Here is a 13,507-nt window from a genome sequence, read left to right as displayed (position 1 = left end):
AAACGTCAAAATTCTAGATAAAAAGCGAAAGGAGCACGTTAGCAATAGCGTTACAACATTATGGCTGGTATTCCAAAATTCAAATTACACTCAAAAAATGATAAAACTCGAAAACGTCTCATTCCGCAACAAATCGAAGAATTTCACCAATTAGAAGAAGAATTAAAAACGTATATTTTTGCTAAAAAGGAATTAAAGGAGATTCGGGTTGCTTATGATTATGCGGCCCAAAAACACCAAGAACAAAAACGCAAAAATGGTGACCCCTATATCTATCACCCTTTGTCAACGGCTTATTTTCTTGCCCAATTGCAAATGGGACCACAAACCATTATTGCTGGTTTGCTTCACGATATCCTCGAAGATACACCCGTAACCGCGATTGAATTAGAAAAGGAGTTCGGTACGGAGGTAGCTAACTTGGTCGAAGCTGTTACAAAAGTTAGTTATTTCGCTAAAGAAAACCGGGAAGCGCAAAAATCTGAATACTTGCGAAAAATTTATCTATCGATGGCGAAAGATATCCGTGTCATTATTATTAAACTTTCCGATCGTCTTCATAATATGTTGACAATTCACAACCTCGGTTTGCCTAAGCAAAGAATTATTGCCAAGGAAACACTAGAAATTTACTCTTCAATTGCCCATCGCATCGGAATGAAGGAAATAAAAAATATTTTAGAAGATTTGTCCTTCGAAGTTCTAAATCCAGAAGAATATCAAAAAATCCAAAAGTTACTTCAAAAGGATGCTTCTCAAAGACAGGCAATTATTAACCAAATCATGGATGAAATTACCATTTACTTGCGTAAGGAAAAGCATTTAAAGGTGATTGATATTTTTGGTCGACCTAAAGGAACCTATTCAATTTATCGAAAAATGAACCATTTTGGTCGCTCATTTGATGACTTAAAGGACTTATTAGCCATTCGTATCATTGCAAGAAGCAATGATGATTGCTATAAAATTTTAGGTTTCTTGCACCAAAAATATACTCCTCTTGCCAATAAGTTTAAAGATTACATTGCCACACCTAAAAACGGTGTTTACCAATCGCTTCATACCACTTTAGCAGATACTCAGGGAAATATCTTTGAAGTGCAAATTAGAACTATCGAGATGGATAATGTGGCCGAAACAGGTATGGCTGCCCATTGAGCTTACAAAGAGGGTGAAGTGATTGATATAAAACGTCGCCAATTAGAAATTGATGAACAAATCGATCTCTTTCGACGAATTATTGAACTTGATAAACAAAGAGTTAATGATGGAAGCGGTTTAGAAGATGAAGAAGAAAATGAGACCATTGAAAAGGTTTTAAAAGAAGACTTCTTTACTACGATGATATATGTGCTAACTCCTGACAAGAAAGTCATTACATTGCCTTATGGCTCAACTGTTTTAGATTTCGCTTACCGGATTCATTCAGAAATTGGTCAAGCAACAATCGGAGCTAAAATTGATGGTGTTTTCGTGCCGATTAACACAATTTTGAAATCAGGACAAATTGTTGAAGTGAAAACCTCACCGAAACAAGAACCAACGTATGAGCAATTAAAAATCGTCACTACAGCTAATGCGCGAAACCGAATTCGGAAATACCTTGCCACCAAATTAAAAGAAGACGACATCAAAGATAAAAAAACCGAGAGTCGGCAAATTGTTGATAAAGTTAAAAATAATATCAATTCCTATATTAACAAAAACGATTTACGTTGACGACGTAAATCCGATGAACAAATCTTTAATGACGTGAAGAAATTAGGTTATTCCAGCCTAGACGAGTTTTATCTAGCCATTAATCGGGGTGATTATACAATACCTGAAGTTGTCGAATTAGCTTTTGTTGATTTCAATGCTTCTAAAGATGAAATTGTTTTGGTTAATATTGATAATAAAAAAGAGGTCGAAGTTGATTCTAAAAATGAAGTCATTGTGAGTGGAATTGCTAACTTAAAAGCTTCATTGGCCTCTTGTTGCCGACCCGTTCCTGGTGAACAAATTATCGGTTTTGTTTCAAAAAGCTCTGGCATTAAAATCCATCTTCGTGATTGTATTAATGTAAATCTAGATGAAACCAAAGAACGCTTAGTGGAGGCAAATTGGAATAAGAAAGTAGCCGATGGTAAGAGTTATATGACGAATATTAAATATTACGCCACGGATCGTCCTAACCTACTTTATGATGTTTCTAAAGTTTTGACCAGTTTAAAAGCAACTACGATGAATGCCACTTTGCGAGTTGATGAAAAAACGCTGCTGGCGACAGGAGTTTTAAAAATTAAAATTAAAGATGCTGACCAACTGCATACAATTATTTCCTCACTAAAATCAATTCCATCTATCATTGATGTGAAGCGTGTAATGGATAAACTCTAGTACCTATCAAAGACTTTTCTCTCGAGAGAAAAGTCTTTTTTACTAGGTTTCATTGTATAATTTTAATAATGATTTAGGGAGCTAGATGATGATAAAACGACCTCGTGGAACCCGTGATTTTTTTAAAAATGATCTTATTCATTACCAATTTTTAGAAACCACCTTAAAGAATATTCTTACGGATTTTAATTTCCAGGAAATTCGGACTCCATTACTAGAAACTGAAGAACTTTTTTGCCGAAGTGTTGGTGAAGAGACTGATGTTGTGTCCAAAGAAATGTACCAATTTATTGACAAAAAAGGTCGTAAATTAGTTTTAAGGCCTGAAGGAACAGCGCCAATTGTGCGAGCTTTAATTGAAAATAAATGATATTTGCCAGAATATTTACCACTTAAGCTTTACTACCTAGGTCCAATGTTCCGCTATGAGCGACCCCAAATTGGGCGTTATCGGCAATTTGATCAACTTGGTGTGGAAATTTATGGCGAAGCGAACCTTTACCAGGATTTAGAATTAATAAGTTTAATTAAAGGTATTACCGATACCTTCGGTTTGACTCAAGAAGTGGAATTAGAAGTAAATTATTTAGTTTCGGGAGCCAATAGGCAAGACTATTTAACTCTTTTGAAAAAGTGCTTACATCATGAAAACCAAAGTCGACCACTTTGCGATGATTGTCGCCGACGTCTTGAAACAAATCCTCTAAGAACCTTGGATTGTAAGATTGACAATATTCAAGCTATTGAAAATTTGCCCTTGATGAAGGATTTCTTGACAACTACAGAGAGCAATGATTGAGAAGATTTTTTAATGGGTCTAAACGAATTGGAAATTCCTTGAAAATGGAATCCATTATTAGTGCGTGGTTTAGATTATTACACCGGTTTGGTTTTTGAATTAAAAATCAAGAAACCAATATTAGGTTCACAAACCACGTTATTGGCTGGAGGTCGTTATAACGAACTCGTACAAAGTCTAGATGGACCACACTTACCAGCCATTGGCTTTGGTTTGGGTATTGACCGCTTTTTGTTAACTTTAGAAGCACTTAACTATCCATTTCCCAAAACCGATAGTCCAGTGATTATCACAGTACCATTAACTAAAGAAGCGGTGCTATGAAACTTAACATTTCTTCACAAGCTTCGTCAAAATCATTTAAAAGTTGAAACTGATTTAACCTTAAAAGGTTTAAAACATGGCTTCAAGCAAGCGCAAAAAACAAAAGCACGCTTTCTGCTTGTCATTGGTGATAAAGAGATGAAAAACCACCAAGGTCAATTGAAAGACCAAATTACCGGTCAAAGTATTATTTTACCGTTAGCGGAGATTCCTAATTACCTATTAAATCACCGCCAATAATTTTTTCGTACTAGATAAAAACATTAAGGAGTTTAAAACATGCAACGGACACATACCTGTGGAGATTTAAATCTAACTAATCTTGATCAACCCGTAATTCTGCAAGGTTGAGTGAAAAAAATTCGCAAAATGGGAGGCTTAACTTTTGTTGATTTACGAGACATTTATGGAGTGATTCAGTTAAAAATTTCTAACTCTGAAGCAACAAAATTGCATCCTGAAGACGTTATTCAAGTGTCAGGGATAGTCGCTAAGCGACCTCAAGCAAACTTGCAATTAGCAACTGGAGAAATTGAGGTTCTAGTTGACCAGGTGAAAATCATTAGTCATTCGCAAACACTTCCTTTTCCAATTGAAAACGACATTACAACAACTGAAGAAACCCGCTTAAAATATCGCTATTTAGATTTACGTCGTCCCAATATGCAAAATAATTTAATTTTTCGTTCACGTTTAAACGCCGCTATTCGCGACTTTTTCAAAATTCAAAATTTTTTAGAAGTAGAAACTCCTTATTTAGCAAAAGCAACCCCAGAAGGAGCGCGAGACTTTCTTGTTCCGGCCCGCTTAAACAAAAATAAATTTTATGCTTTGCCTCAATCGCCACAATTATTTAAGCAATTACTAATGATTGCTGGAGTGGACCGTTATTACCAAATTGTAAGATGTTTCCGTGACGAAGATTTGCGTCTTGATCGTCAACTAGAATTTACACAATTGGATTTAGAAATGGCCTTCGCTACTAACGAAGATGTAATGTTTTTAGTTGACCAACTAACTGCACATCTTTTTAAGGATTTGCTTAATGAAACAATCGCCTTACCGATCCCCCGTTTAACATACCAAGAAGCGATGGAAAGTTATGGTAGTGATAAGCCTGACTTAAGATTTGGTATTAAAATTCAGAATGTCACTACGCTTTTGAAAAATACTGAAGTCAAATTCTTTCAAAATCTTGGTCATGAAGTCATTCGAGGAATTGCTATTGACCAATTATTAACTAAAAAACAACTTGCGCAAATAGAAGAAATTGGCAAACATAACCATTTAAAAAATTTAGCAATCGCCAAAATTACTAGTGGTGAATGAAGTGGAAGTTTAGCTTCGCAATTATCGACAACCGAAAAAACTGCTCTACTCCAAAAATTTGGGTTGGAAAACCAAGGGACGATTTTATTAACTCGTGGTAAAAATGCTAGTTTATCACAAGCTCTAGGCGCAATGCGTTTAGAGATTAGCAAAATCTTTAGTTTGGCTAATCCACAAGTCCATAAATTGGTTTGGATTGTTGATTTTCCGCTTTTCGAATGAAGTGATGAAGAAGGTCGCTACCAAGCTGCCCACCACCCTTTCACGATGCCAAGAGCTGATTACCAAACTAATTTCCACATTAAAAAAGCCGAAGCAATTGCTAGTGCCTACGATTTGGTACTGAATGGTTTTGAAATTGGAGGTGGTTCCCAAAGAATTGCTGATCCTGAAATGCAAAAGTTAATGTTTGAGGCCATTGGTTTGACTCCAGAACAAGCTGAAAAGAACTTTGGCTGGTTTTTAGAGGCTTACCATTATGGTGCCCCTTATCATGCTGGTTTGGCACTCGGTTTAGACCGCATCGCCATGATTTTGACGGAAAACACATCAATTAGAGAAGTGATCGCCTTCCCAAAAAATGCCTCTGGAATCGACCCGATGTCTGAAGCCCCAGGAACTGTTTCCCAAGCCCAATTAAACGAACTTCATTTAAAATTAGACAAATAAACCTAACAATCTTAAGTAGCATTCTCCCTAATATTGAAAGATACGATTGATAAAATGATAAAAAAACGAAAAAGTTATATTAAAAGTTATCCCCTCACTCCTTTACGGTTTGTCTCAGAAAAACAAACTTGTTATGAAAGAATTTGCAACTTTATTTTTTGATTGGTAACTATCAGTGCTTTTGTGCTTTTAGGAGTTCCCATCTTAGTTCATTTAGCTACTTGAGTATGACCTGGAATTGAGTTTAAAGATTCTTTAAGCCCTCTTTGGCTCGAAAAGATTCTTCCCAACCACCCTTTTCAAAATTTGTATTTTGCTACAACCAAAGAATTTAATCGTCACGAATACTTTAACTTACTTTGGGCAATGATTCCTGGTAGTTTATTTGCTTTAAGTTTTTGGTTTGGGATGAAAACAGTCTCGATGCGTAGTCCGGGCTTTGCTTTTTGACGATTCCTTGGCTTTACTTGTTTAGGAGCTTTCGCTTTTGCGGCCCTTTACTTCTTTTTCTTTCTTTTTGAAAACCAAAAACTTGATTATTTAAAAGTTAGTCGTCAACCAGAAAAGGAAGAGGGAAAACTAATTAACGTGATTGGTACCTATGCCCTCAAAACATTGGGTTGAATAATTTGCCTTTTCTTTTTTATCTTGCCGTTTGGTATCATTGTTTGCCAATCCTTAATTTATGTTGGCTATAAACAATTTACGATTGATTATCGTTATCGACCTCTTGTCATTAATAATAAAAAAATGGTTGGTAAACCCCAACCAGACAATTTCTTTTTTGAACATTGCCGAAATATTTTTAACTTGCCACCGGTCTTTTCGCGTCAAAATTTAGATGCTAACTACCAGGCTTTACAAAATTTTTATGCTGAAACATCAGAACCTCAAGCCAAAACTGCCAAAGCAAAAGAAACCCGTGATCTTTATTACTTTTTACGCCCTTATTGTTTCGATAACCAAAGTTTTAAAAATCATGAAGGCTTGCCAAGCAACGAGCTTGAAATTGAAGAAAAGCATTAGTAAAGCCTCCAAACAACAAAGTCATCACTTGAAAATTAGTTTCCAACTGGGGACTAATTTTTTGTTTTTGGCTTAATTTTTGTAAGTCTTTTAGTGCTTGATTAAGCACTAAACTAGGATTAAAAAGAGTTTGGCTATCTTGGGAAACTTGAGCAAACAATTTCTGGAAATAATCTTTATAATCTTCAGGAATTAAACTTAAGGCTTCGCGTTGGTAACGTTTTCATAAGGTGGTCATTTGACCATTGACCATTTTCAAAAGTGCCATTCTTTTTTGAGGCACCGCTTCTTCAGCTAAATAAGCATAGAAAGTAGTTAAGGTTTTGAGACCGTTTAGAAAACCCGCCAAAGAACCAACTTGGAGAGTTCACTTTTGAAACTTTCGATAAACTCGCGGTTGGTTTAAAATTTGACGCATTTTTTGTTGATAGAATTCAAAATAACGGTGACTATTTTTAAATAATATTGCCAAATCTTCTAAATCATAATTAGTACCTTTAACAAAGTATAATTGAGGGTTTTGGTTAAATTTACGTAGTCAAGTGTTTTGTTTTTTCAAAAGTTTTGTTAAATATTTATCTCATCAAGGCTTGACGTGAAATAAATATTTTTGATCAGTTGTAGTTCAATTAGGAAGATTCAGTAAATTATTCATAGGGCCTCGGTTGGGTTTGATTATATCTAATTAACTTAAGTTATAATATACTATAACGTAGATTTATTGCGGTGGAGGACGATACATATGGCAGAAACAATGGAAGAATGAGAAATTAACCTTGAAGAACCAACCTTAGCGTTACTAATCAACCAATTAGACTTATTAAACCAACTTTTAAATAAGCAACGTATCAAAGATAATCGTTTACCTCAAGCAATCCAAAGCCTCAATGATTTGGAAACTGAAAATGATTGACAACAATTTAAAAAACTTTGAAAAACATTATCTCTAGATTTAAAAGAAGCCATGAATAGTCTACCATCGGCGAACCTTTTTGAAGTTATTGCTCCCTTTTACCAAATTGAGGCTTTAGTGGGAGATTTTGATACTAGCGACGGTTTTTTAAACTATTTAAAAACCACCTTAGGTGACACCAATTTTGAATCGTTGCCCGAAGTTAAGGAAGCATTAGAAAAAGCAACTATTCCTTTTTTCGTTAAGGAAATTCAGCCTTTAATTCCAATTAGTAGCAATGGTATTTTACTTGAAGATTTTCAAAAAGTTTTAAAGGCCAGCCCAGAAGTCGAAGATTATGCAGAGGTGGAAGAAGCACAAAGTATCTTGCTTGGTCTTTTTGACTTAATTCCACCAGCGGTAAAACAAAATAACAAAAATGATTTAGAACAAATTTATCGCAATTTAATGCATAATGAAAGTCGTTTAAACTTAATTAACCTAATAACCGATGATTTTGTCCCTTCACAAAATGTTGATAACCAGGATAATAAATAGTAAAAAGTAACCTATGAATCTAAACCTAATTATCTTATTAAGTATCATTGGCTTGTGATTAATCGTTTTACTTATTAGTGGCCTATTGGCAGGTCGTTACAATCTCCACCATACCCCCTACCAAAAAGAGCGAAACGCTTACCAAAAGGACTGGACGAATATCAAAAGGCATTATGAAGCAAACGGCCCACTTTCACCCATTGCTCTTAAATTTTCGTTGCCTTCCAACGAGAAAGCCTATTATTATGATTATCAAAACGAGCTTTATTTGTATGGCAAAAAAAGTCAAGAATATAAATTTCTCATCAAAACCGAAGGCCAAAAACCAACTATTTACCAAGCATATGAACAGGATTTTGATTTTTTGCCTTTGAAAAGTAGTTTTCGTTTGGGGCTAAAAGCCTCACCTAAACCTCAGTTTGATGCTGATGTTTACATAACTAACCAAAGAGTAATTTTTAGTAATCGTTATGAAAAAACAAAAGTCGAATTACCTTTAAGCCAAATTCGGAAAGCTTATTTTGCTTTAATTTATACTTCACGTCATTATAGTCGGGGTTATGTTATTCAAACTGATGACGAAGTTTATGAAGTGGTTTCTAACCAACCAGAAGCGGTTCTAATAATTAATGACCTTTTGCGACAACAAATTAAATAATGGAAAAAATGTTTTCTAAAAGATGGAGGAATGATGATTAAACAAGCCCAATTTATCAAATCAGCAGCAGGTCGCGAGGGGTGAATTGATGATCAAATTAATGAAATTTGTTTTTTAGGAAGGTCGAATGTTGGTAAATCCTCATTCATTAACAACCTCACTAACAAAAAAAAATTAGCAAAAGTTTCGTCAACACCAGGTAAAACTAAATTACTTAATTTTTTCGATATCAATAATGGTCAATTTCGGATTGTTGACGCTCCTGGATATGGTTTTTCAAAAACGACTTTAGCGGAAAAACAACAATTCGCGCGTATGATGGAAGACTACCTAATGAACCGCTCCAACCTTAAGGGAGCGGTGATGCTAGTTGACTTACGACGTAAACCAAATGCCGATGACCAACAGCTTTACAATTTTTTGAAGCAATTAAATTTGCCTGTTATTTTAATTGGCACTAAATTAGATAAACTTAAGAAGAATGAAATAAACAAAAATGAGAAATTAATTAAGAATACTCTTAACTACGATCAAAGTGATAAATTTATCAAAATTTCGAATTTGAACAAAGGTGATCTAATGCCAGTTTATCAAGGTCTCATTGCACTTGCCGAAAGGAAATAATCATGAACTTTGAAGGATTAAACCAAGTCGATTTAGCAAAAAATTTAAAAACCAATTTAAACGAGGGACTTTCTAAAAACGAAGCTGCCAACCGCCTAAAAACCGATGGTTTAAACGTTTTACCACAAGCTCATTACAAACCATGGTTTGTCATCTTTTTATTGGCTTTAGTGGAACCACTCCAAATTATCCTGATTCTTGCAGCTATCATTTCGGTGATCGCCCCACGAATTGGTCATTGGTCAGACCCTTTATCAATAAGCGACTTTATTGACTTTATTGTGATTATTTTTATCGTCCTTCTCGATGCCACTTTAGAAACGGTCCAAACTTTAAAAGCCCGGCAATCGGTTGAAGCTTTAAAGTCCATTACCAAACCAACAGCCGTCGTTATTCGTAATGGAAACCAAATCACGGTTCCATCGCAAGATCTTGTCAAAGGAGATGTAGTTGTTATTGAAGCTGGCCAATATATTCCAGCTGACTTAAGATTATTTGAGACTTCAGATTGCTTTATTGATGAATCTGCTTTAACTGGGGAGTCGGTACCAGTACAAAAATTTGGTGAGACACAAAAAGAAACACCAATTCTTGCTGATAAAAAAAATATTGCCTTTATGGGTACGTTTGTGACTAATGGAAGAGCTCTCGGAGTTGTGATAACTACTGGCGTTCATACAGAAATTGGCAAAATCGACGCAGCCATTAAAAGTTCCAAAGATGAGATGACACCTCTAGAAAAGAAATTAAAAAAATTTAGTTTTTGAATTTCTGGAGTGGCCCTGATAATCGGTTTGGTTATGTTTCTATCGCTATATTTCAGTGGTGAAAAAAGCCATTGAAGCAATTACTTAATGGTTGCGATTACTTTGGCTATCGGTATTATTCCCGAATCACTTCCCGCTGTAGTTTCAATCACTTTATCCATCGCCACTAAAAGAATGACTAAAGAAAACGTGATTGTTAAAAAACTTAGTTCAGTGGAAACCCTCGGAAGTGTTAACATAATTTGCACCGATAAAACGGGAACATTGACACAAAATAAAATGACAGTTAAAGATGTTTTATGAAACCAAAACATTCTTTCCTCTCAAAAGTTTATTGAATCCGTTACCAATAACCAAAAAAAATTATTTTGTCAAAGTTTAGTCTTGCCAAATGATTCAATTTCAGAAGAAGGCGAACGAATTGGTGACCCTACCGAATTAGCCTTGATTGATTTTGCGGAATTAATGGGTTGAGACGAAATTAAAGCTCGCAAACTGTGACCACGAAAAGCCGCAATTCCTTTTGACTCTAAGCGGAAGTTGATGACTACTTTGAATGCTGTGGGTCAAAGTAAATATGTTTTCACTAAAGGGGCGGTTGATCAATTATTAAAGATTTGTAATCAGGTAATTATTGATGACAAAGTCCAACCACTTACGGCAACCATTAAAAAGAATATTTTATTAGCAAGTCGAAAGATGTCTGATAAAGCTTTAAGAGTCCTTGGTTTTGCTTACAAACCAGTCACCAACGACACTCAAAAACCTGATGAAAAAAACCTGATTTTCTTAGGAGCGGTTGGAATGATGGACCCAGTGAGACCTTCGGCCATTCAAACAATTCGCGAAGCCAATCAAGCTGGTTGCCAAGTAGTGATGTTAACTGGAGATCATGTAGATACCGCTTTAGCGATTGCCCGCGAATTAGATTTAGCTTATACACACTATGAAGTTATGGCAGCGGATGTTCTTGAAAAAATGCCTGATCAAGAACTTTTAAGAATTATTGATAATATTAAAGTTTTTGCGCGAGTAAACCCAGAACATAAAGTAAGGATTATTACGTTACTCCAAGAAAAAAACAATATTGTTGCAATGACGGGCGATGGGGTAAATGATGCTCCTTCATTGGCAAAAGCAGATATTGGTATTGCCATGGGTAAAGGGGGAACTGATGTAGCCAAAGAGGCTGCTGATGTCATCCTTACCGATGATAATTTTGCCACTATTATGAAAGGTGTTGACCAAGGTCGAAATGTTTACCAAAAAATTCGGCAAGCCATTGTTCTCCTTTTAGGTTATAACCTAGCCAATGTCTTAACAATTTTTATTCTTTCTTTAATTAACCACACATCACCATTACAAGCTGTTGATATTCTGTATTTAAATTTGATTGTTGAGTCATGTCTAGCAATTGCACTTGGAATGGGTCCGGTTGATAGTAGTTTAATGTATCTTCCTCCACCGAAAAGAAATGCTAATTTATTAAAAGGGGTTTGAGGGTCGATTTTAAAAATTGCGTTCTTTTTAACCTTAGCCTTCATTGTTGCTTATTTCTTAGGGGCCTCAACTTTACCAAAAGGTGATTCAGGTCGAGCCCTTCGCGGACAAACCGTACTCTTCATGACTATGGCTTTTGCTCCCCTAAGTTTAGCTCATTGCATTAAATTAACTAACTGGAAAGCTTCAACTAGGATTCCGTGATTAATTTCTAAACCTTTAATTTATGCCTCGTTAATTGGCGTTGGGGTAAATTTATTAGTCATTTTTATACCCGGACTTAATGACCAAATTTTTGGTCTAATGGGTTATGGATCGGGAGGATGAAATAAAACCAATTGGTGATTAATTTTCATTAGTCTTGGTCTAAGTTTGGTCCCAACATTATTAACGATTATTACCAATACTTTAATTTTTTATATTTATCATTATGCTCCACCAGCATGACAACGAAACCGTCGTTTAGTAACCCAAATGGTTCATGAAGATCAAACGATGGCCAAATCAAAGAAAAAGAAAAGAAAAAACTAGACCACAGCGTTAATCTTAGACGTTATGGTCTAGTTTTTCTTTATAAAATCCTTGACATTTAAGCGGAAATCTTTATCATTAAGAGGTCTTTTATAATTTTTTAATTTCTGAACATTTTGGTGTTTAAGAATTAGTAACATGAATAGTTGAAATAAACGTTATTAGCATTTATCAAAAAATAATTATAATTTAAGGGTTTATTTAGAACGTAATATTGAATAAATAAATAGTTAAAATCAATGTTGAAAATGTGAGATTTTACTAGTCTTTTTTAAATTAGATAAATCCTATTTTTCCTTATAATGTTTACAAGTGACATTTGCCTCTATCAAGATTATCAAAACCTATCTTATAACTTTTTTGGTCAAATTGAAGCAAATAATTGTGTTATTAAGTTCAAGAGATTTAAACTAGTCTAAGACAAAACTTGACTCAATTTTTTCACCTGTTTAATAAATTTGGTTTAAAAAAATACTTAAAGTAATTAAATTTTTATAAACGTAATGGGAGGAAATTTTTAGAGTTTTATGGAGGTGAATCTTGTTAATTGTTGAAGAATCTTATGAAAACCTAGTAGCTACTGATCGTCTAATTATTAAAAAAATTAACCAACATCCCGATGCCTTTATTAATTCATCAATTGTCGAATTTGCTAAAAATGTAAGTACCGCAGTGTCAACAATTAGCAAATTTGTTCGTCGCTTGGGATTTACTAATTACCGCGAATTTCAAAATTATCTAATAACATCTTATTTATTAGAACGAGAAAAAAATTATTCTGATTTCCTTTTTCAAATTAAAAGGGATGAAGAAATCGAAAATTTAAAAAAGATTGAATTTTACGCTATTGAAGAAACGATTAAATTGTTAGACCAACGTCAATTAAAAAATGTGGCGCAAAGAATTTGCGAGGCAAATAAAATTTGGCTGATTGGTAGTGGACAAAATTTTTTGCAGTTGCAAGACTTATGTAATAATTTAAGAATAGTTGGTTGCAACGCCTTCGCTACTTCGTTTCCAAATAACCACGCTTTCGAAATTATGAATTTAGATAGTGATGACCTTGTTATTTTTATGGCGGATAATTATGAATCAAATGTTTATTTTAATTTAGTAAGAAAGTTAAAAGAAAACCATGTTACTTTAGTTATGATTACGGCTTTAAATAAATTTTTCATAAATGATATGGATTTTATTCTAAATTATTTTGCCTTTCCACTTAAAAGCACACCATCATTGGTAGGCAATACAAAAGTGCAAAGTTTTTTTCTAAACAACCTAATTATGACTTACATTCTAAAACAAAAAAGCACAAACCCAAATTGAACAAATCCTAAAAGATGATAAAAAAGAAAATTATTTTACTTTGATAATTTTCTTTTTTAAAACATTATTTTTATTATTTGCTAATAACCCTGAAATAGGGTTATTTTTATGTTCAAAAATTATTG

At 34.3% G+C, this 13,507-nt stretch carries 10 protein-coding genes; 9 read left to right on the top strand and 1 reads right to left on the bottom strand.

What is annotated here, in order from left to right; all coding sequences use genetic code 4:
* Positions 1-60 precede the first annotated feature (60 nt).
* The 4 genes from EFREU_RS01800 to EFREU_RS01785 all read left to right on the top strand — a co-directional run bounded on the left by EFREU_RS01800 (position 61) and on the right by EFREU_RS01785 (position 6,526).
* On the top strand, positions 61-2,379 hold the full coding sequence (locus EFREU_RS01800) for a RelA/SpoT family protein (protein ID WP_100609326.1): 2,319 nt from the start codon (positions 61-63) through the stop codon (positions 2,377-2,379).
* Between the two features lie 85 nt (positions 2,380-2,464).
* The gene (hisS, locus tag EFREU_RS01795; RefSeq protein ID WP_100609325.1) at positions 2,465-3,742 is read left to right on the top strand and encodes a histidine--tRNA ligase; all 1,278 of its coding nucleotides are present in this window, start codon (positions 2,465-2,467) and stop codon (positions 3,740-3,742) included.
* 39 nt (positions 3,743-3,781) lie between these two features.
* Complete coding sequence (aspS, locus tag EFREU_RS01790) at positions 3,782-5,500, top strand: aspartate--tRNA ligase (protein WP_100609324.1); 1,719 nt, start codon at positions 3,782-3,784, stop codon at positions 5,498-5,500.
* A 54-nt stretch (positions 5,501-5,554) separates the two neighbouring features.
* Positions 5,555-6,526, top strand: a complete 972-nt coding sequence (locus EFREU_RS01785) for a hypothetical protein (RefSeq protein ID WP_100609323.1) — start codon at positions 5,555-5,557, stop codon at positions 6,524-6,526.
* On the opposite strand, the gene EFREU_RS01780 is transcribed toward EFREU_RS01785, so the two are convergent.
* Entirely contained in the window at positions 6,471-7,181 is a 711-nt protein-coding gene (locus EFREU_RS01780) for a hypothetical protein (protein ID WP_100609322.1), read from the bottom strand. The two genes, EFREU_RS01785 and EFREU_RS01780, sit on opposite strands and share 56 nt — an antisense overlap.
* Positions 7,182-7,268: 87 nt before the next feature.
* On the opposite strand from EFREU_RS01780, the gene EFREU_RS01775 reads away from it, so the two are divergent.
* The 5 genes from EFREU_RS01775 (at position 7,269) to EFREU_RS01755 (ending at position 13,403) form a co-directional block, all read left to right on the top strand.
* Complete coding sequence (locus EFREU_RS01775) at positions 7,269-7,976, top strand: hypothetical protein (protein WP_100609321.1); 708 nt, start codon at positions 7,269-7,271, stop codon at positions 7,974-7,976.
* Positions 7,977-7,989: 13 nt separating this feature from the next.
* Positions 7,990-8,634 (top strand): hypothetical protein, encoded by a 645-nt coding sequence (locus EFREU_RS01770; RefSeq protein WP_100609320.1) that lies wholly within the window; start codon positions 7,990-7,992, stop codon positions 8,632-8,634.
* 33 nt (positions 8,635-8,667) lie between these two features.
* A complete protein-coding gene (yihA, locus tag EFREU_RS01765) occupies positions 8,668-9,258 on the top strand; it encodes a ribosome biogenesis GTP-binding protein YihA/YsxC (RefSeq protein ID WP_100609319.1) in 591 nt (196 codons plus the stop codon).
* Between the two features lie 2 nt (positions 9,259-9,260).
* The gene (locus EFREU_RS01760) at positions 9,261-12,056 is read left to right on the top strand and encodes a cation-translocating P-type ATPase (RefSeq protein ID WP_100609318.1); all 2,796 of its coding nucleotides are present in this window, start codon (positions 9,261-9,263) and stop codon (positions 12,054-12,056) included.
* A gap of 540 nt (positions 12,057-12,596) precedes the next feature.
* A complete protein-coding gene (locus tag EFREU_RS01755; protein WP_157844563.1) occupies positions 12,597-13,403 on the top strand; it encodes a MurR/RpiR family transcriptional regulator in 807 nt (268 codons plus the stop codon).
* Positions 13,404-13,507: the final 104 nt, after the last annotated feature.

The sequence above is a fragment of the Entomoplasma freundtii genome, from assembly GCF_002804205.1.
Classification (GTDB): Bacteria; Bacillota_I; Bacilli_A; order Mycoplasmatales; family Mycoplasmataceae; genus Williamsoniiplasma; species Williamsoniiplasma freundtii.
The sequence above is the reverse complement of the archived record's forward strand: the minus strand, read 5'-3'. Positions and strand labels throughout refer to the sequence as shown.